Source organism: Nostoc sp. TCL240-02 (assembly GCF_013343235.1).
In the GTDB taxonomy this organism is placed as follows: Bacteria; Cyanobacteriota; Cyanobacteriia; order Cyanobacteriales; family Nostocaceae; genus Nostoc.
In genome coordinates this window covers 6,394,742-6,413,728 of sequence record NZ_CP040094.1, presented here as the reverse complement: position 1 = coordinate 6,413,728, position 18,987 = coordinate 6,394,742, and the positions used below count along the sequence as shown (strand labels likewise).

The 18,987-nt window shown below is 41.5% G+C and carries 17 protein-coding genes; 7 read left to right on the top strand and 10 right to left on the bottom strand.

What is annotated here, in order from left to right; all coding sequences use genetic code 11:
• Window positions 1-870, top strand: a complete 870-nt coding sequence (mazG, locus tag FBB35_RS27290; protein ID WP_254625705.1) for a nucleoside triphosphate pyrophosphohydrolase — start codon at window positions 1-3, stop codon at window positions 868-870.
• Window positions 871-985: 115 nt separating this feature from the next.
• Here the strand turns inward: mazG and namA are convergent, their stop codons facing one another.
• The 3 genes from namA to FBB35_RS27275 all read right to left on the bottom strand — a co-directional run bounded on the left by namA (window position 986) and on the right by FBB35_RS27275 (window position 3,995).
• Window positions 986-2,053, bottom strand: coding sequence for an NADPH dehydrogenase NamA (gene namA, locus FBB35_RS27285; RefSeq protein ID WP_174712251.1), 1,068 nt, complete (start codon window positions 2,051-2,053; stop codon window positions 986-988).
• 554 nt (window positions 2,054-2,607) lie between these two features.
• A complete protein-coding gene (locus FBB35_RS27280) occupies window positions 2,608-2,814 on the bottom strand; it encodes a hypothetical protein (protein ID WP_174712250.1) in 207 nt (68 codons plus the stop codon).
• 716 nt (window positions 2,815-3,530) lie between these two features.
• Entirely contained in the window at window positions 3,531-3,995 is a 465-nt protein-coding gene (locus tag FBB35_RS27275) for a CYTH domain-containing protein (RefSeq protein WP_174712249.1), read from the bottom strand.
• 297 nt (window positions 3,996-4,292) lie between these two features.
• Between FBB35_RS27275 and FBB35_RS27270 the strand changes: the two genes are divergently transcribed.
• From FBB35_RS27270 to FBB35_RS27255, 4 genes are all read left to right on the top strand, one after another.
• Complete coding sequence (locus tag FBB35_RS27270; RefSeq protein ID WP_174712248.1) at window positions 4,293-4,652, top strand: VOC family protein; 360 nt, start codon at window positions 4,293-4,295, stop codon at window positions 4,650-4,652.
• A gap of 85 nt (window positions 4,653-4,737) precedes the next feature.
• On the top strand, window positions 4,738-6,078 hold the full coding sequence (locus FBB35_RS27265) for a recombinase family protein (protein WP_174712247.1): 1,341 nt from the start codon (window positions 4,738-4,740) through the stop codon (window positions 6,076-6,078).
• Between the two features lie 906 nt (window positions 6,079-6,984).
• Window positions 6,985-8,604: a glycosyltransferase family 39 protein gene (locus FBB35_RS27260; protein WP_174712246.1), complete on the top strand. Its 1,620-nt coding sequence runs from the start codon at window positions 6,985-6,987 to the stop codon at window positions 8,602-8,604.
• A gap of 260 nt (window positions 8,605-8,864) precedes the next feature.
• Window positions 8,865-9,878 (top strand): hypothetical protein, encoded by a 1,014-nt coding sequence (locus FBB35_RS27255; RefSeq protein WP_217481678.1) that lies wholly within the window; start codon window positions 8,865-8,867, stop codon window positions 9,876-9,878.
• A gap of 74 nt (window positions 9,879-9,952) precedes the next feature.
• On the opposite strand, the gene FBB35_RS27250 is transcribed toward FBB35_RS27255, so the two are convergent.
• The 3 genes from FBB35_RS27250 to FBB35_RS27240 all read right to left on the bottom strand — a co-directional run bounded on the left by FBB35_RS27250 (window position 9,953) and on the right by FBB35_RS27240 (window position 12,406).
• Window positions 9,953-10,975 carry a zinc-binding dehydrogenase gene (locus FBB35_RS27250; RefSeq protein WP_174713787.1) on the bottom strand — a complete coding sequence of 341 codons (1,023 nt, stop codon included), beginning with the start codon at window positions 10,973-10,975 and terminating at the stop codon, window positions 9,953-9,955.
• Window positions 10,976-11,091: 116 nt separating this feature from the next.
• Entirely contained in the window at window positions 11,092-11,277 is a 186-nt protein-coding gene (locus FBB35_RS27245; protein ID WP_174712245.1) for a hypothetical protein, read from the bottom strand.
• A gap of 58 nt (window positions 11,278-11,335) precedes the next feature.
• The gene (locus FBB35_RS27240) at window positions 11,336-12,406 is read right to left on the bottom strand and encodes a glycosyltransferase family 4 protein (protein WP_174712244.1); all 1,071 of its coding nucleotides are present in this window, start codon (window positions 12,404-12,406) and stop codon (window positions 11,336-11,338) included.
• 455 nt (window positions 12,407-12,861) lie between these two features.
• Between FBB35_RS27240 and xth the strand changes: the two genes are divergently transcribed.
• Complete coding sequence (gene xth, locus FBB35_RS27235) at window positions 12,862-13,644, top strand: exodeoxyribonuclease III (protein WP_174712243.1); 783 nt, start codon at window positions 12,862-12,864, stop codon at window positions 13,642-13,644.
• Window positions 13,645-13,794: 150 nt separating this feature from the next.
• Here xth and FBB35_RS27230 read toward each other — a convergent pair whose 3' ends face one another.
• The 3 genes from FBB35_RS27230 to FBB35_RS27220 all read right to left on the bottom strand — a co-directional run bounded on the left by FBB35_RS27230 (window position 13,795) and on the right by FBB35_RS27220 (window position 16,624).
• On the bottom strand, window positions 13,795-14,883 hold the full coding sequence (locus FBB35_RS27230; protein WP_174712242.1) for a T3SS effector HopA1 family protein: 1,089 nt from the start codon (window positions 14,881-14,883) through the stop codon (window positions 13,795-13,797).
• Between the two features lie 60 nt (window positions 14,884-14,943).
• The gene (locus tag FBB35_RS27225) at window positions 14,944-16,185 is read right to left on the bottom strand and encodes an aminoglycoside phosphotransferase family protein (protein ID WP_174712241.1); all 1,242 of its coding nucleotides are present in this window, start codon (window positions 16,183-16,185) and stop codon (window positions 14,944-14,946) included.
• Window positions 16,186-16,405: 220 nt separating this feature from the next.
• Window positions 16,406-16,624, bottom strand: a complete 219-nt coding sequence (locus FBB35_RS27220; RefSeq protein WP_174712240.1) for a hypothetical protein — start codon at window positions 16,622-16,624, stop codon at window positions 16,406-16,408.
• A 720-nt stretch (window positions 16,625-17,344) separates the two neighbouring features.
• Here FBB35_RS27220 and aroC point away from each other — a divergent pair.
• The gene (gene aroC, locus FBB35_RS27215) at window positions 17,345-18,433 is read left to right on the top strand and encodes a chorismate synthase (RefSeq protein WP_174712239.1); all 1,089 of its coding nucleotides are present in this window, start codon (window positions 17,345-17,347) and stop codon (window positions 18,431-18,433) included.
• Between the two features lie 95 nt (window positions 18,434-18,528).
• Here the strand turns inward: aroC and FBB35_RS27210 are convergent, their stop codons facing one another.
• Window positions 18,529-18,825: a DUF3288 family protein gene (locus FBB35_RS27210; protein ID WP_174712238.1), complete on the bottom strand. Its 297-nt coding sequence runs from the start codon at window positions 18,823-18,825 to the stop codon at window positions 18,529-18,531.
• Window positions 18,826-18,987 lie beyond the last annotated feature (162 nt).

Here is an 18,987-nt window from a genome sequence, read left to right as displayed (position 1 = left end):
ATGACAAATACTTCGGATTACCTCGGCTCCGCTCGGCACGAGTCGCTCAGTACAAGTGACAAAGTTGAGACTTTGGCAGCTTTGCAGGAATTGATTGAGGTGGTGGCGAAATTGCGATCGCCTAATGGTGGTTGTCCGTGGGATTTGGCGCAAACTGCCGAAACGCTTACGCCTTATGTGATTGAAGAAGCTTATGAGGTGGTGGATGCAATTAAGAGTGGGGATCAGAAGGCGATCGCAGAAGAATTAGGCGATTTATTATTACAGGTGGTATTGCAAGCCCAAATCGCTAGCGAATCTGGACAATTTTCTCTCAAAGAAATAACTCAGGGGATTTCCCAAAAGTTGATTCGCCGTCATCCTCATGTGTTTGGTGATGTGTCAGTAGCCAGTGTGGATGAGGTGCGGCAAAATTGGGAACAAATCAAAGCTGCGGAAAAAGGCGAACCATCCCCAGACGCGCAAAAACTTAGTTCTAAACTCGGTCGTTATGGGCGCACCCTTCCCCCATTGACAGCAGCGATGAAGATTTCTCAAAAGGCTGCTGCTATTGGGTTTGAATGGGAAAATATTCAGGGCGTTTGGGATAAGTTTCATGAAGAATTGGGGGAATTTGAACAGGCTTTAGCTGATGAAACTCCAGCGCGACAACAAGCAGAATTAGGCGATTTACTCTTTGCAGTTATTCAGCTAGCCCGTTGGCATAATCTTGATCCTAGTGCTGGTTTGCAAGGTACAAATCAGCGATTTGTCCAGCGATTAGAAAAAATGGAGGCAGTTTGCGATCGCCCCCTTTCTGATTACAGTTTGGATGAGTTAGAAAATTTGTGGCAACAGGCAAAAGCCCAACTTGCCAAAGAAGGCTCATAAATTAATTTCTAATTATCCAGGACTTACGCCAAAAATGTCTCAAGCCCTGATTTTCAGGTAGGGGCAATTTATGAATTTCCCCTATCGCCAAATAGTAAATTAAGTACAAGCGACATCACAGCCAAGCTCGATCGTATTGAACAGGCCAGAGTTTATCGTGTCCTAACTGTTTAGCTGCCAGATGCGGCCAGTAAGGATTGCGGAGTAGTTCGCGTCCTAACAGCACTATATCGGCTACTTCTGTGCGAATAATCTCGTCAGCCTGTTCAGGGGTTGTAATTAAGCCTACGGCTCCTGTATGGATATTTGCTTCGCGGCGGATGCGTTCAGCAAACTGAGTCTGATAACCAGGTTGAATTGGGATCTTGACACCCGGTATGATTCCCCCTGATGAAGTATCAATGAGATCAACTCCTAGAGATTTAAGCTTGTCACTTAAAGCGATACTTTGCTCGATGTCCCAACCCCCATCTACCCAATCGGTAGCAGAAATACGTACCCAGAGTGGATTTGTCTGGGGCCAAACGTCTCGAACTGCTTGAACAACTTCTATGAGTAGACGAATCCGGTTTTCAAAGCTACCACCATAATCATCTTGCCGTTGGTTAGCAAGGGGTGAGAGAAATTGATGGAGTAGATAACCGTGAGCAGCATGGATTTCCACTAGCTTAAAACCAGCTTGCAGAGAACGTTTAGCACCTTGGACAAAGGCATCAATAACTTCCTGAATTCCCTCAAGACTTAGGGCTTCTGGAACTGGACTATCTTGGCTAAAAGCGATCGCACTACTCGAAACTAGGGGCCGCCAACCTTCCTGAGATTCATCCAGCGCTTTCCCTCCCTTGCTGGGTTTGGCAGTGCTGGCCTTTCTACCTGCATGAGCAAGTTGAATACCTGCAACAGCGCCAAAGTTATGAATCAATGCCACAGTTTTGGCTAAAGTTTCTATATGTGCATCTGACCAGATTCCCAAATCTTGCGGACTAATGCGCCCACGCGGTTCTATAGCTGCTGCTTCTGTGAATACTATACCCGCACCGCCTACTGCGCGAGAAGCTAAATGAATAACGTGCCAATCATTAGCATATCCATTCGTACTGGAATATTGACACATGGGTGAAACAGCAATGCGGTTGCGGAAGGTAACTTCACGAATCTTGAATGGTTCAAACAGATGTGCCATTAATATTGATTCCTTCTCTTGCTAGGTAAAACAAATTGGGGAGATTTACAGGATGAACTCAATTTTGTATGAAATAGCTGGAGATATTATACGGAGAAGATTCTAGTAGAAAAAGTAAAGTAACCCAGGTAGCATGAAAGGCTGCAAATACTAGTGCAATGTTCAACACTGTTTCTTGTAATATAGGCGGTTCACGAACGAGTTGCACAAGACTCATCAATCCCACCTGCTAGACAGAGATCATTTAAACTATGTCCCATATCAGCCAGTAGCGACTGATTGTAGTAGACATTGGCCACTGCTAATCTTACGACAAGCCGCTTCTCTTCGAGATGCTTCTCTAGGAGAGGCTGCGGAAACGCGATCGCGTCTTTGCTAAAGTTAAAATGGTACTTGGTTGCGTCAGGTCAGAGCAGTATGCTCTTTAGAACTCATTATGATGCACCAAAATATGAAATAGTCGCTTAAGTACTTCTTAAATAATGATCTATGAGACGCGCAAAGAATGCGTAATTCCTATATCGGAAGCGTTTCGTTGATTTTGAATTGGTGGTTTATTTACGCCGTAGCGTAGCAGAAGCCTGATTAAGATTTGGATAAATCAGCTTATCATCAGACTCTTGCCTCTGCAATTCCCAAATATCACATGCTACTTCTTCTTGATCCACTAATAACTGTAGATTATCTGGTAATTTAGTTTTTTGCGAAATTGTCCAATTTTCTCCATATAAACATTCTCTTTCAATTTGTCCAGAAAACATAAGTTTACTCTCCAGTAATGTTACAGCTTAAGTTTAGTAACTCCTAATTTCTGAAAGACGAAGCAATAAACTATCATCTTTCATCCGCATTTAAAATACACTTACTCTTTGTCCCTAATATTGTTTTTTCATAAAATTTCTCACTTGTGGATACTTAAGTAGCTTGTTTAGCTTCTGAGTTTTGGGTTCTTTTTCTCGACCTAATTGGACTCCTTCACTGATTTAAGATTTTCCAGAAAAGACCGAGTGTGCTTAATAAAACTATATTTAATACCACTAAATTGATTGTGAGTTCCTTTACAGTTTTATTCATAAAAGACCTTTTTTCAGATTGGAAACCCTAACCTCAAAAAAAACTAATTTGGGGTAATCTACTTTAAATACTTTAAATCGGTCGACTTACAGTAGTATATATTTATGAGGTTTGCATAGATTGCACTAAAAAACAAGGGCTTGTTAAAATTTATTAATATTATTCATTCCGAGAGTTAAGTCTATAATGAAACCCTTCTCAAAAAAATAAAGAACAAGTATAATTTTTGTCCTCAATTGTTAAAACAACAGATTCTGCGTCGAATGCGTTATGGGATGGGCTATACAAACTTTCGTCCGCCTGCGCGGACTCTCTAAAACCCGCGTAGGTGGGTTTAGTCTGTATAGCCGCAATTTCCAATCGCCCGGTGTTTCTTCCAAAAGTGGATGCTCCCTTTTCGGCATTACCATTGTGAAAAAGGGTGTTTTACTAAATTGCTGTTGAAATATCTAGAATCATCAGAAACTTCTTGTCCAATCCAACTTGGTAGTTCAATTTGTTGATTTTCATCATTCAGTTCAACTTCTGCCAAGATTAATCCTTTATTAACACCATCAAACTCATCTATTTCCCAAATCAAACCACCCGATTGGATTTTATATCTGATTTTTTCTATAAAGGGACGTTCACATAATGCCTCAAGCATTTCTTGAGCATCTTCAACAGGAATAGGATACTCAAACTCTAATCTCGAATATTTTATACTGGGGCCTTTAATAGTCAAATAACTCTTTTCCCCTACTATACGTATGCGTACAGCCGCTTTGTCTTGTGTGGCAATATATCCTTGACGATATACACTACCTTCAACTAATCCTCTCCAGCTATCTCCTTTCACTAAAAATTTCCGCTCTATTTCTTTCGCCATTTTAGTTACCTGATTATTTGCTTTTATCTAGAAACAAGCTGAGTTATTTTCAAAAAAATCCCTGCGATCGCTTATTTGCACAATGACTATCTCTTAATTCAGCGTTTCCCCATTAGTCAACTGCTGTCAGGATTCAGGGTTGTCAAATTTTTCAACCTCATACTCTGACTGTAATACACCTTTACCTTACTTTAAAAGATGTTGGTAATAACAAGCCTACTAGGGGTGGAGAATAAGTACTTCGTAAGGGTTCAAAGTACGTCAAAATTTAGATAAACGCGATCGCACTTACCGACAATGCAGATTACCCAAAGTCTCCATACAGCAATTCTTGTGACTGACTTAGAACGCTCTGAACACTTTTATGGCAAAGTATTGGGATTATCCAAAATAGATCGTTCCCTGAAATACGCTGGTACATGGTATCAAGTCGGTAACTATCAGATTCACCTAATAGTTGCACCTACTGTCCCTACCGAAAACCCCAACGAAAAATGGGGACGCAACCCTCACGTCGCTTTCTCGGTTGCTAACTTGGACGCTGCAAAACAAGAGTTGCTCGATCATAATTATCCCATTCAACCCAGCGCTTCCGGTCGCCCTGCCCTATTCACTCAAGATCCTGATGGAAATATTATTGAGTTGAGTCAGGAGTGAGGGGGCACAGGGGCAGGGGAGGCAGGGGAAGAAGAACTATTTATTGACTAATGACCAATAACCAATGACCAATGAAAAATGACTAATGAGAATAATTGCTTACTCTTACACCAATCCGCTATTAGAATCTTCTCCCGATCAAGCCGATTGGGGATGGGAGGTGGATTGGGTTTATGAAGATTTGGGTAAGCCAGAGTCTTCTGGACAGGCTACGCGAGAGTCCTACGGACACGCTACGCGATCACAATTACAACAATTATTTACCGATTGCGAAACTGAACCAGCAGATTATCTCTTGATTCGGCGACTGGAAGAATTAGGGGATACTGTAGAGGAAATTAGCGATCGCTTACATAAACTCGAAGCGATGGGAGTAGCGATAATCGCCACTGAACAGCCCTATACTTCCGAAAATTATCCTTTGGGTGCTGACTTGCTGAATTTGCTAAATGCAATCCAACGTCAACAACGTAGTCGTCGCATCCGTCAAGGACACGCCCGTAATCGCCTTGAGGTTGCACCACCACCCGGCAAAGTTCCCTACGGCTATCGCAGAGGTAAGGGAAAATATACTGTTGATCGCAGTACCTCACCAGTAGTCAAAGATTTTTTTGAACACTTTTTACTCTACGGTTCCCTGCGGGGTTCGGTTCGTTACTTGGCGAAAAAATACGGCAAAAAAATCTCTGTCACAACTGGGCGACGCTGGTTGACTAATCCAGTTTATCGCGGCAATACAGCTTACCAAAATGGTGAAATTATCTCTAATACACATATTCCGATAATTTCCAAAGAAGAAGCAGCCCAAATTGACCGACTTTTACGCCGTAATAGCCGTTTACCATCCAGAACTGCTAGTGCTAGGCGTTCTTTAGCTGGGTTGGTTGTTTGTGCTGAGTGTCAGTCACATCTAACAGTTACTCGTGTCACCCAACGCAATCAAGATAAGGAGTATCTTTATTTACGTTCTACTAGCTGTCCTCAACGCCCCAAGTGTAAGGCTATTCCCTACCAAGAAGTGTTGGAACATACAATTGAAACCGTTTGCCGTGACTTACCCTTAGCCGTCGCGGGGATGAATTTTCCCCAATTGGATACCGTCAAGAATAGTTTAGGACAAGCGATCGCTCGTCAGCAAGAAATACTTGCTCAGTTACCTGCTTTAATCGAAACTGGGATTTTAGATATTGAAACAGCAAAGCTAAGGGCTTACAAACTCCGCACAGAAATTTCTGCACTTGAAGCAAAGTTGGCGACTCTCCCCCCAGTTAATTTACGTTCTGTTGCTCAAGCTGTTTCCATACCACAATTTTGGTTAGATTTGTCGGAAACAGAGCGACGATTTTACTTTCGAGAATTTATCAGACAGATTGAAATTAATTTTCAGAATCAAGAATTAAAACTACAAGTTATTTTTATTTTTTAATACTAATATCAAAATCAAAAGGCATAGTGATACTTAAGCCACTCACTATCAAGTGATTATTAAAACACAATCAGGCTAAAGTTATTTGTCAAAGTCATTTTTTTAACTAACTGCAAAGGACGCAAAGGATAGAAAAGAAGAAATACTTAACTGAATTGTATTGTATTAAAACCTAGCAAGTTCAATTAATCAAACGTTTAGACTATTCAGTTCCAATACTGTTTGGTTAAGCCTAAAAAATAACTCCAATATAGGTTGGGTTTCACTTTGTTCAACCCAACTACAAATTTTCTTAACCGAGCAGTATTGTATTCAGTTCTATTGCTCATTAGTCTGTTTCGTTCTCAGTATGGGGAATGTCTAATGTGAGGCTCTACCTCTTTACTTGCAGCAGAGCGGCAATGATGAGCGTTTCCAGCCAGAGGATAAAAACTAGATTAGTAGCCCTAGAATAAATTCCAAGCTGAGATGGTAACGAACCGGAAGATTTAAAAGATGTTGGTAATTACTATCCAAAAAGATGATAGCTAATTCCTTGGACTGTTCAGCAGGTCATTAAAAGTCTGTAGCAATTATTTCCTATAAATCTAAATTTAGCCAGATAAAAACTAAGTGATAAAAATTAAACTAAGCGTTAAATATCAAATAAAACACAAGTTAATTTACGGACTAAGTAACAGGTGATGAATAATTTTTTGACTGTATTATTTTTATCATTTTCCGATTTATATGTTATTTCACTAGTTAAGATAAATTTTTCAAAAAATAGCGCTAATTAGATAAAGTTGAGTTAATCTTGGAAACTAGCAATTGTTAAGAATATACGTTGCTACTGGGTGGCAACATTGGAGATTCACTTTGGTCTCTATGTAATCAAACCAGCAAGTAAAATGATTACCAGAGAATATGCAAGAAGGAAGCTTTATTTGGAGTCATCTAGAAAAACAGCATCGCACGGTTGGCAGATGGATTGATTGGGTATGGCTAATAGTATTGCTGTTGGCAGCAGTATTACTGTTTAGCATTAATCTGGGAGGATTGCCCCTGCGAGATTGGGATGAAGGGACTGTGGCACAGGTTGCTCGTGAAATTTGGCACGCTCCAGCAGGTTCAATGCGTTGGCTTTTCCCAACGCTAGGAGGCGAACCATATCATAACAAGCCGCCTTTGATACATTTGCTAATTGCCTGGGCTTATTCTCTAGGAGGCGAAAATGAGTTGACAACTCGTCTACCTGGAGCAATTTTAACAGCGACATCTGTACCTTTACTGTATTGCATTGCTCGAGAGATATTTCGCCAACGTTGGGCTGCTATTTATAGCGCCTTAATTTATCTAACAATGCTACCTGTGGTGCGTCATGGGCGGCTGGCAATGTTGGATGGGGCGATGGTAAGTTTTTTGATGCTGATGATGTTGTGCGTGTTGCGATCGCGCCGAGATTTACGTTATTGCCTTGGTGTTGGTGTAAGTTTTGGGTTAATTTGCCTAACTCAAGGACTGCTAGGTGTGTTGCTAGGTGCGATCGCGATCGCATTTCTCTTTTGGGATACGCCACGACTGCTTACTTGTTACTATCTTTGGATAGCAATCTTCATTGGTATTCTGCCTGTAGCTGCTTGGTATAGCGCCCAACTAATTCACTATGGTTACACTTTCGCCCAAATTGGAATTGTAAACCCATCACTAGGTAGAATTGGCTCGTTTGTAGAGGGTAATCCTGAACCACCTTGGTACTATGTTATTGAACTTCTCAAATACACATGGCCGTGGTTATTATTCTTACCGCAAACTGTCCGCTTAACCTGGGAAAATCGCAATCTTAGCTGGGCAAAACTAGTAATGGCGTGGAGTGGTATTTATCTGTTGGTAATTTCTTTCATGATTACCAAAGTACCTTGGTATTTATTCCCGATTTACCCTAGTTTAGCTTTAGCTTTTGGTATCCAATTATCAGATACAGAAAATTCGCCTTTACTCTCATCCTATCCCCGTGCTTGGGTTGCTGGTTTGGCAATACTTGCTGTAGTCGCTTCTGCTGGTAGCATTTATTTCAGTTGGGGTACAACATCACAAACAGACTTACAACTGATTTTTGCAGCAGTAGCTTTAACTATGACCTTAGCAGCTATTTTGGCAGAACGAGGCGACGGGCAATTTCTAAAGATTTTGTTTTGGGGAAGTTATCTTTCGCTGCTGCTGTTAATGAAATCTAACTACTGGGTTTGGGAATTATCTGAAGCCTATCCAGTTAAACCAGTCGCCGCTATGATTGCGCGGGCAAATCCAGCTACGAGGAAGATTTACACATCTTTTCCCTACCATCGTCCCTCGTTGGATTATTATAGCGATCGCACCATCATTCCCGCTTCTGTTGGCGAACTAGAATATTATTGGCACTACAACGGGCAACCCTACTTTCTGCTTCATACATCTGCTTTCAACAATCTCCAGCTAGATTCGATGAAGCTAATTGACCAAGCTGAAGGCTGGAAGTTAGTTACAAAAGATACTAGTCGATTGTAAAAAATCAAGTTGCGGCAGCTACGCCCGTTGTAGCGAAAAGCCGAGCCAGGCGCTAACAACGGGTTTGCCGACTTGTTCGCTTTTAGGGATGCAGGAGCGTCACTTTTCAAGACAGGCATTGCCTTTTTCCAGAGAAAATAAAAAATCAGCAATTAAGTTTGAAGAAAGAATAAACTCCGTAATCTTGCGGTGTTTGTCGTCAGATTTATTCTTCTATGCTGGAAAAGATTAAGAAATATTTTATTGGATACATAAATCAGGTGCCGATAAATTTACAAAATATTTCATTATTTCCAGAACAGCCAGAAGATTTTAATACAGGAACAAACCAAGTATTTTCAGAAGCATGGGCGAAGAAGTATTTGCAAAAGCTAGCTGAACAGGACGATCAAGTCGAAGCCCTCAACCACAGTGGAATAGCAACTGAGATTGCAACAACGTTAATGCAGACACTCCGAACCACAAGTGTTCAAGCGTGGGCAAAAACGGAAGCACTTTTGTCTCAAGAGGTAATTCGGCATCAAATTGACGCTCAATTGATTGATCCGTGGGCAGTAACAAAGGATGCTCACCAGATTTATCAAACTGCCCTCTCAGCCTATGCTCAACAAATTCCCCCACCAAAGTTTTCTACTTGGATTGCGAGGGATTTGGGACACATTCGGCAGAAGTACATAGCAAATGATCCTAGAGTGATCGGGTTCATTAGTATGCAATTCCACTACAGTGGACAAATGCTGCTCAACTTGACACCACTAGCGCAGCAACCATTGTTGAGCGCTTACTTCAAGGTGATTGATGACCATCTCTACATGCCACTCCAGCGTGCTTACCAGGCAGCAGCACAACATGCTTACGACGCGCCACCGTTACAAGCAGTCCAGCAACTCTTGCCCTTGTGCAGTGAGATTGCGGCCAACATCGTGAAACAGGTGATGCAATTGTATCCCGATTATTACTGCTACACAGGCCGTTTAGATGACACCAACATTCAGATTTCGAGTGTTCGTGATACAGAGATGTTCCAGGTCTATCTATGGGTTTGTATTTTGGAGAACAACATTAGCGCCGTACAACAAGAGCTATTTCCGCTGTGTGTTATGCTGTATCCCCGATTAAAGGTACGTTGGGAATTGGTGCGGCAATTGATTCACTTGCTCGGCATCGAGATCCGGTCTCGTCTGGAACCCCAACAGGCTGCTTATTTTGTCCCTTACTATGAGTCGTTGTGGGCAATGTTTTCACCCCAATTATTACCAGATGGTAAATTGTAGATCCTTTAGTGTCCAGATTTTCAAAATTGTTTGGCTAGACTCATCGCATCTGCTGTGCTGTACCCCGCAAAAAACTAAGGAATCATCGCTACCTTAATTACCTGTCGCGCCTTCATCTCACAAAACACCTGTTCTAAATCTTTTAATGGCCGCTGTTCACTAATAAGTAACTCAAAGGAAATTTTGCGACTAGCGATAAGTGCCAACGCCTCCCGCACATACTCAGGTGTATTATGAAACACGCCTTTAATGGTCAGTTCGCTGTAGTGTAACTGTTCTGTATTGACGGTAATGCTGGTATCTCGTGGACATCCACCGAATAAGTTAACTGTTGCACCAGGACGGGCGCAGGCGATCGCAGTTTCCCAAACACTTGGTACACCTGTGGCTTCAATCACCACATCTGCGCCCCATCCTTGGGTAAGTTCTTTCACTACACCAGCAATATCCGGGATTTGATGATAATTAAAGGTCTGGGTTACACCCAATTTTTGACCAATTTCTAGCCGATGGTTATTACCTCCCCACAGCAACACTTCAGCTTTCTCACTCAACGCCGCCACAAACATTAGCCCAATCGCCCCATCTCCCAAGACGACTACTCGATCTTTGGGCTTGATATTAGAACGGGCTACACCATGCAACACACAAGCTAATGGTTCCGTCATGGCTGCCAATTCCCACGGCAACTTATCGGGAATCTGCAATAAATTATGCTCTACTATGGATGCGGGAATTTTCAAGTATTCCGCAAAAGTCCCGTTATTCCAGGTCAGATTCGGGCATAAAGAATACTCTTGGCGTTGACAAAAAAAGCACTTCATACATGGGGCAGAATTATTAGCAACGATGCGATCGCCCACTTGCCAATTTGTAACGCCTGCACCCAAGGCAACAATTCGCCCAGCAGCTTCGTGACCAAATAGCGTCGGCGGTTTCAGCATTTTGGCATGACCACCACGCCGCCAAACTTTCAAATCTGTACCACAAGTTGTTGCTGCCCCTACTTGAATTACAACTTCGCCAGCCGCCGGTGTAGGGTCAGGAACTTGCTCTAACCGTAAATCTTCTTGCCCATAAAGTAACGCTGCTAACAAAGCTTTAAACCTATCAATTAGCTCCATCCGATTTTACCAGTTGAAGCTAATTTATAGGTCTAAACAAATCAGTATTGATTTCTAGTCAAGTTTTATCTATTTAAAAATTGCAAGAACTAGGTATTTACCACTGGTTGGGGAAGAACTCCGGTGTTCCGGGTATCCACATTAGGTAAGCGAATAACAGTTAAGAGTGGGACTTCTTGTCGGCACGACAGGCAAAACCAATATAGTTCACCATGACGAGCATGACGCAGGAGGGAACCACCGCAACAAGGGCAAGTGTTGGCTCTCGTACTCATACCAATGTCCTCCTTAAAAAAATTTGTTGTTTTAAACTCAGCAAGAAAAAGCAGTTGATTAAAAGTGTATTTTGGTAGCATGAATGCGACCATTCGATTCTATGCGGTCTTTAATAATTTGTCTGTAAATAGCTTCATATCCGTTAACCATTTGGTTAACACTAAAGTTGCTTTCTACATGTTTTCGACAGGTTTGACGATTGAGTTCCAAAGCTAGGGGAATCATTGCCGTCATTTCTGCATAGCTTTTGCAGATAAAGCCTGTTTTAGCGTGGGCAATTACTTCAGGTACTGAGCCGAAATTCATGGCAATTACTGGTGTACCAGTTGCCATTGATTCAATCATCACTAATCCAAAAGGTTCTTGCCAGTTAATGGGAAAAAGAGTTATGGCAGCATTGCCCAGAAGTTCAGTTTTTTCGGCGTGGTTAATTTCGCCGAGATATTCAATCTGCTGACCATCAATGTGGGGGGCAATCTCTTGTTCAAAAAACTCAGAGTCGCCAACATCAACCTTTCCTGCCATCTTTAAATGCCAACCAGTCTGCTTTGCGATAGCGATCGCATGGTGTGGCCCTTTAGCTGGTGAAAAACGACCTAAAAATGCCAAATATGGAGGTTTTGACGGTTGGGCTACGAAAGGATAATCTGCTAGCTCAATTCCGTTATAAACCGTACCAACATAATTTAGATCGACTTGACGTTGCGAGTTACTAATGCTGATGTATGGTTGCTTCTGGTAATAGCTAAATGCGTGACGGGTGTCGTTTGTAAAATTATTGTGCAGGGTATGCACTGTAGAAGTTGCTGTTATGAAACTCGCTAAAGGTAATGCCGAAATCCCTACATGAGAATGGATAAGATCGAATTCTTTAGCACGTTGGTAAACTTGGCTCAGTTCTAGCATTTCGTACACGGCATACTCTTTAACATTCGGATCTAAGCGCAATGCACGCGGATAAACTGCTTCTAAATGAGCCAAAGTTTGAGAATCGCCAGAGGCAAATAATGTTACCTCATGACCGCGACGAACAAGTTCATCAGTCAAGCGACTCACTACCAGTTCTATTCCTCCATAAGTTGGAGGTGGAACCCTTTCCCATAAGGGGGCAACTTGAGCGATTTTCATAAGTTTTTTAGTTCAGTCTATGAAATTGTCCTCAATATAATGAGTTGCATCATTATTATATGAGAACAGAGCATTTGTACTTACTATTTTGACATTTAAATTAACCTAACAGGCTACCAAAAGCGTAATACCGATTAACCATCCTGCAAATTTTATATCGACAAATCTAAAGGATTATTCGGCAAAAGTCAGACCTGAGTTACATTTCTAACGTATAACTAATCAATTAGTTGTTGCATCTGTCTTGGGGATCATAATGAAGTAGAATATTTTGTAGCAGAACTTACAAAATTGAATATTTGGTAGCTGACAATACTAAAATATTCAATGGGATCAAATGATTAAAGGTTTGTTTAAACGTAATTGGGAAATGGAAAAGAAATTATAAATATTAAGTAATTGTACAATAATTACACAATTTGTAATTATTAAGTTTCAAAAAATTCTGATAACTAATGAAAATCGCTACTTGGAACGTCAACTCAATTCGCACTCGCCTCGAACAGGTTACTGATTGGTTAACTAATAATCTCGTTGATGTTCTCTGCTTACAAGAAACCAAAGTTGCGGATGCCGAGTTTCCGCGATCGCCTTTTGAGCAGTTGGGCTATAACCTTTATATATCAGGACAGAAATCTTATAACGGCGTAGCCCTGATTAGCCGCCAGCCACTTTTAAACGTAAGTAGCGGGTTTAGGGCGATTTTGCCAGACTTACACCATGAATGGGATGAGCAAAAACGGGTAATAACAGGTGTAATTGATGGTGTTCGGATTGTTAACTTATACGTTCCCAACGGTGCAGCAGTAGGAACTGAAAAATATGAATACAAACTGCGCTGGTTAACAGCGCTACACGAGTATTTGCGATTGCTTTCGCTGTCAGAACCTGCAATTTGTGTGTGCGGTGACTTCAACATTGCCCTAGAAGACAAGGATATTCACGAACAAGTGAGTACAGAAAATCACATTATGGCAACAGAAACCGAGCGTCAAGCCTTGCGCGAGATTCTGCAACTAGGGTTTGCCGATGCTTTTCGCAAATTCACCACAGAAGGCGGAAATTATAGCTGGTGGGATTATCGCGCCGCCGCCTTTCGTCGCAACTTAGGTTGGCGAATTGACCATCACTATCTCACACCCGTGCTGTATGAGCGTGCTACAAGTTGTACTATTGATGTCGAACCCAGAAAATTAACCCAACCCAGCGACCATACGCCGGTAATTGTGGAATTTTGAATTTTGAATTTTGAATTGGGCATTGGGAATTGGGAATTGAACATGAAGAAGAGACAAGGGAGACAAGGAAGAGGGGGGAGACAAGAGAGAGACTTGTCCCCCTTGTCCCCCTTGTCTTCCTGCCTCCCCTGCTCCCTGCACCATTTCCTATCAATTTAATGGTTTATATATATCCTCAGAACTGGGATTGAGATAAGGACGCTGTAAATCTATTAGATGTCGTGCAAAGTGTTGGTCAATAACCCCCATCCGTTCCTCCATCGCATTCTTACCTTTCTGCCAAGCTTCCAACAAAGCATTAGCGACAATTTGGCAACGGTTCATCCCAAAACTTTCTTGTGCGGCAAATTTTTGGGTTGGTTCTTCAGCTAAACCTAAACCTGGGGCTAAAAATTTGGTAAACAAAGGGATTTCGGGCTGGAAATGGGATTGATTTTCTAGATAAATAGCCTGAAGGATTGTGCGGATTGCTGGATAGTCGGGGAGTTCAAAGTAGAGTAGCCCAGAATCATAGCGTCCGTATGCAGAAGGGTTGTGGAGAACCTGAAAGCTGAAGGGTATGGAGGCTGCGTTTAATTGCAGTGTCAGGCTTTCCATGAGAGCGATCGCACCAGATGGCGTAAAGTTAAAGTAAATTCGCCCTGCTCCCAAATCAGTATCGGGGTTGCTTTGCCGTTCCTGTCCGATATTACTAACTGCCAAGTAAGAGCCATTTTGTAATCGATTTTTGGGCATCCAGATTGCTACCATGTCACCCACTTTGGTAGATTTTTTGCTGGATTTAAGGTGGCAGTCTGGCTCAACATAAAGTGTTAAACCGCCTTTAGTTACCGCCATAGTACCATCAGGCTCTTTTCGCAATACCTGCCATCGAGGGTCAAAGTAACCTATGCCGTGATTACTGGCGTGTAGATGCTCGTAAAAGTTCCAATCAATTTCTAAGATGGAATTATCTGCTAAATTATGCTTTGTTGGGCAATTACTACTATCAGTATTGACTGCTAAAGTACTTTGTAAAGAGCCATTGTAATAGATTCCATAAAGAAAGTTCCGCAGCAGTAGAGTTAAATATTTCTGTTGTAAATCTACAGAATTTTGCTGAAATCTATCGGCCACTTTAGTCGGCAGAGCAAAGGGTTGATAATTGGGATGATAAATACAAAAATTTGGTTCAATCTGAATATTCTTAGCAATATCGAATAGAGAGTTTAGCGGTTGATTGATAGAGTAATTTAGCATTAATCCATTTAAAACTCAAACTTTAAACAACATAATTCAGAATTCTTCTGTTTCCTGCTATTAACAACCACGAAGTCGAGTTTTTTCGTAATAAAGACGAAGTAGCTGTGGCTCTTTTAACGCTTCAGGAAGTTTATGAACTTTCCCTATAGGATTAAGAATTTCTGACTTTGATATTCCGAAAATAGTCAGTACACCTTGCTGTGGCATAGTGAGTAAACTTTTAGCGACTTGGAGTATACAAATATCAGCATTATTAAAGGATTTTCGGCAGGTAATCATATCCTGAATTTGATGAATTAGTGCCAATCCTGCAAACTGGATAACGCGCACAATAAAGTCATTGCGGTATTCCAAAATCATTGGGAAAGCATTTAGATAACCCCTAATGAGGGCAATAATTGAAGGTTGCAAACTCTCCAACGGTGTCAAAGCCAGATGTAGAGATTCTTGTAACTCAATGGTGGGATCTACGACGAGGCTATTTAGCCAAATTCCTAAATAGCTTGCTAGTAAAGTTCCTAAATCAAAAGCGGGATCTCCCCACGAACAAGCTTCCCAATTAATTAGTCTTACTAGGCAATTGTCTAGTTTTTCCCACCTGGAATGAACCAAGATGTTGTTCAATTTCAGGTCGTTGTGAGTCAAGCAGCAAGGATTCCAGTCATACGCCAAATCTGCGATCGCAGATTCCAAACTCTCCGATTGCTGGTAGAGTAGATAGAATTTCAGTGCATCCGTGGGAACCGTTCCAAAAATCTCCGGCCCAATTGACCCTACCCCTTGCGCCGGATTGTAAAAGCCATAGCGAAACTCTCCTTGGGGAGCAGTTGCCATAAAATCCCGATATTCTCGGCGGTTGTAGGTTGCGCGATGGAGTCCCGCTAAAGTAGTGCCGATCGCAGTGGCAATTTCTTGTGGACAAATCTCATTATTGTGGTACAATGTCGCAAGCTTAAGATATTCACTTGAGTAGTTGCGGACAAGGATAGAATTTTCTTCGTCAAAATGGACTACTAACGGTGCAACCTCAGAAATATTGCCGAGAACTGGAAACTGTTGGAGCAACTGATGAAATAGCCACTCCTGAAACAATTCATGAGGAGCGCCGTCATTGCTTTTAACGTTACGTTCTTGTTTAATGAGCAGTTTCCGATTATCTGCTAAAGTCACGAGTAAATCGAAACTGTTCTTACTACTTCCTGGCAACTCAGATTTATCTGATGCGTCATCTTCTGAGCTACACAGCCCCGCTTCTTGCAGATACTGGATAACGTTATGAGAAGACAGTGATAATACCATGTATTATTTCCTACTTCATTAAATTACTTAAACTTATTTATGTCGCTATTTGCTTGTACTTAGCAGTTGTCGGTAGATAGTGAATAACAATAAAGATTTGTACAATCTACTAATATCCCATCTTTCCGATAAAAACCTGCCAAAATGGTACAAAATCCTTTACAGTTACTTTAAAATTCACTTCTAGATCCGGTGACATCTTTACACTTTATCAGCATAATTACTTAGATACATCTAGAGCAAGTTTTGTGGTAAAGCCTTTGGATGTAGCAGCATCCCCAGCAAAAAACTGATTGGCGGCAGATGTTATTTGATGCTCAGTAGTCATCCTGAAAGCAGCAAAGAATTTCAGTAATCCTTCGCAGCAAGAAGCATGACATTCAACGCTATTATTTTTATTTATCATCCCAAAGCCAAAAAAACCGGAATTTTTAGGCAATTAGTAATTATTTTTTTCTTTAATTTTCAGAATTGATGCCTAAAAGCCTTGTTATTACGTCATTTGTCTTACTTACGTATTGTAAATGGCTATAGGCGATCGCAGACAACGGTTACATGAGTGCATCTTATGGAAATGTACTTTTGTCAAGGATGTTGAGCGAATCAGAAACCTCTACAAGTAACTCGTGAGTTAGGCAAAAGACTACTTGCCGCTTATGACCGAGGCTACGGCAACGCCAAATTCGTCCAAGCCACGGAAAAGATTCATTGCTATTAAATGCAAATTAGTCCAAGCTACCAAAACAAAACTCTGACAATGCACAACAACCATTGCCAGATAGTGTTAAATTGCCACTCCATAATTTTGAACGAGTTTGGATAGATGATAGGTCTAAAATAGAAGCTTTATTCCGTATTTTTTGTGGTTTGTACTCTCGTGACAGTTGTGGTTGGCAAAAGAGCTTAATGTTTTCACTATATCTATCGGTTAACCCCTAATTAAGCTGTTGTGAATTGTTCGATTTCCTGGCAGGTGTAACCCTTGCATGGTAATTTACTCTTTGAGCAGATAACTATATGCGTCCACTTTCATCACTGGAACTGCAATGAGACTGTTGCATAAATACTAGGAAATAGCGAAGAATTCTACAAAAAGCAAAGACAAACTTTTGAAGAACTCTAGGTAGAATACATAAGCCTCACCTTTTTCCTCAAAATCATGGGCAATATTTTTGGTCATTTATTTCGCATTAGTACTTTTGGCGAGTCTCACGGCGGCGGTGTGGGAGTTGTGATTGATGGTTGTCCTCCCCAACTAGATATTTCGGCAGAAGAAATTCAGGTAGAACTAGATAGAAGGCGACCGGGACAAAGTAAAATTACGACTCCTCGCAAAGAAGCTGATACCTGCGAGATTATCTCAGGAGTATTTGAAGGCAAAACGCTGGGAACGCCTATAACAATTTTGGTACGTAATCAAGATACTCGTCCCCAAGATTACGACGAGATGGCACAGAAGTATCGGCCTTCTCACGCGGATGCAACCTATGATGCAAAATATGGCATTCGCAATTGGCAAGGTGGGGGTAGGTCGTCAGCGCGTGAGACAATCGGGAGAGTAGCAGCAGGTGCGATCGCTAAAAAAATTCTCCGTCAAGTTGCCAATATCGAAATTATTGCTTACGTTAAGCGCATCAAAGACTTAGAAGGTGTAGTCGATCCAAATACTGTCACCTTAGAGCAAGTAGAAAGCAATATCGTTCGCTGTCCCGATGCTGAATGTGGCGATCGCATGATTGAATTAATTGAGCAAATAGGTAGACAAGGTGATTCTATCGGCGGTGTCGTAGAATGTGTAGCCCGAAATGTACCGAAAGGTTTGGGCGAACCAGTATTTGATAAATTAGAAGCTGATATCGCTAAGGGTGTCATGTCTCTCCCTGCTAGCAAAGGCTTTGAAATTGGTTCCGGTTTTGCGGGAACGCTACTAACGGGAATTGAGCATAACGACGAATTTTATATCAATCAAAATGGTGAAATCCGTACAGTAACAAACCGTTCTGGCGGTATTCAAGGCGGTATTTCCAACGGCGAAAATATCATTTTGCGAGTTGCATTTAAGCCGACAGCAACAATTAGAAAAGAGCAGAAGACTGTAACTCGTGAGGGCGAAGAAACCCTATTAGCAGCAAAAGGAAGACACGATCCTTGTGTATTACCGCGTGCAGTGCCAATGGTTGAGGCAATGGTGGCATTGATACTGTGTGACCATTTGTTACGGCATCATGGTCAGTGCAAAGTCTTGTAGTCTATATAAATAACGACTTAGGAGAGACGCGATTCATCGCGTCTGTACAAGAGTTGGAAATACGAGGGAATAATTAATCCCCAATCTCCAATTCCCTAATTCCAATCCTGTTCATCTTTTTTACCGCGACTTTTGTAAATACCGCCCAAATCGTGAATTTTGCGAGTTTTCTCAAAAAGCTCAATTTCGGTTAAACCCCACTGCTGTAAGACTTTATCTAGGTCTTTTTGGATGTCTCTTGCGCCTGGAAAGCCTTGATAACGCATTCGCAACCTAGCTAATTCTGCTAAGTTATAGTCTGTCGCCTCTTGAGCGAGTAAGATATCAATAAGGGGGCGATCGCGATTATAAAGAGGGTGTTGTTGGTCTTTACCAACCTTTGGTTCAGTCATCGTCAGTCCTGAGTGTTGTTAGCGGATAGTTAGGGTTTAGCCCGTTCTTAGTCCTGAGTTCTAAGTTTAGCCGAGAGCAGAGGAGCAGAAAAGGCAAAAAATCATCTTCTACACGGAAAAACTAACTGTAAAATTGAGAACTCCTTACTTACTCTTAACCTC

Excerpts from the sequence above, each read along its gene's own strand:
- mazG (WP_254625705.1), top strand. The coding sequence starts at position 1 with ATGACAAATACTTCGGATTACCTCGGCTCCGCTCGGCACGAGTCGCTC.
- namA (WP_174712251.1), bottom strand. The coding sequence starts at position 2,053 with ATGGCACATCTGTTTGAACCATTCAAGATTCGTGAAGTTACCTTCCGC.
- FBB35_RS27280 (WP_174712250.1), bottom strand. The coding sequence starts at position 2,814 with ATGTTTTCTGGACAAATTGAAAGAGAATGTTTATATGGAGAAAATTGG.
- FBB35_RS27275 (WP_174712249.1), bottom strand. The coding sequence starts at position 3,995 with ATGGCGAAAGAAATAGAGCGGAAATTTTTAGTGAAAGGAGATAGCTGG.
- FBB35_RS27270 (WP_174712248.1), top strand. The coding sequence starts at position 4,293 with ATGCAGATTACCCAAAGTCTCCATACAGCAATTCTTGTGACTGACTTA.
- FBB35_RS27265 (WP_174712247.1), top strand. The coding sequence starts at position 4,738 with ATGAGAATAATTGCTTACTCTTACACCAATCCGCTATTAGAATCTTCT.
- FBB35_RS27260 (WP_174712246.1), top strand. The coding sequence starts at position 6,985 with ATGCAAGAAGGAAGCTTTATTTGGAGTCATCTAGAAAAACAGCATCGC.
- FBB35_RS27245 (WP_174712245.1), bottom strand. The coding sequence starts at position 11,277 with ATGAGTACGAGAGCCAACACTTGCCCTTGTTGCGGTGGTTCCCTCCTG.
- FBB35_RS27240 (WP_174712244.1), bottom strand. The coding sequence starts at position 12,406 with ATGAAAATCGCTCAAGTTGCCCCCTTATGGGAAAGGGTTCCACCTCCA.
- xth (WP_174712243.1), top strand. The coding sequence starts at position 12,862 with ATGAAAATCGCTACTTGGAACGTCAACTCAATTCGCACTCGCCTCGAA.
- FBB35_RS27230 (WP_174712242.1), bottom strand. The coding sequence starts at position 14,883 with ATGCTAAATTACTCTATCAATCAACCGCTAAACTCTCTATTCGATATT.
- FBB35_RS27225 (WP_174712241.1), bottom strand. The coding sequence starts at position 16,185 with ATGGTATTATCACTGTCTTCTCATAACGTTATCCAGTATCTGCAAGAA.
- aroC (WP_174712239.1), top strand. The coding sequence starts at position 17,345 with ATGGGCAATATTTTTGGTCATTTATTTCGCATTAGTACTTTTGGCGAG.
- FBB35_RS27210 (WP_174712238.1), bottom strand. The coding sequence starts at position 18,825 with ATGACTGAACCAAAGGTTGGTAAAGACCAACAACACCCTCTTTATAAT.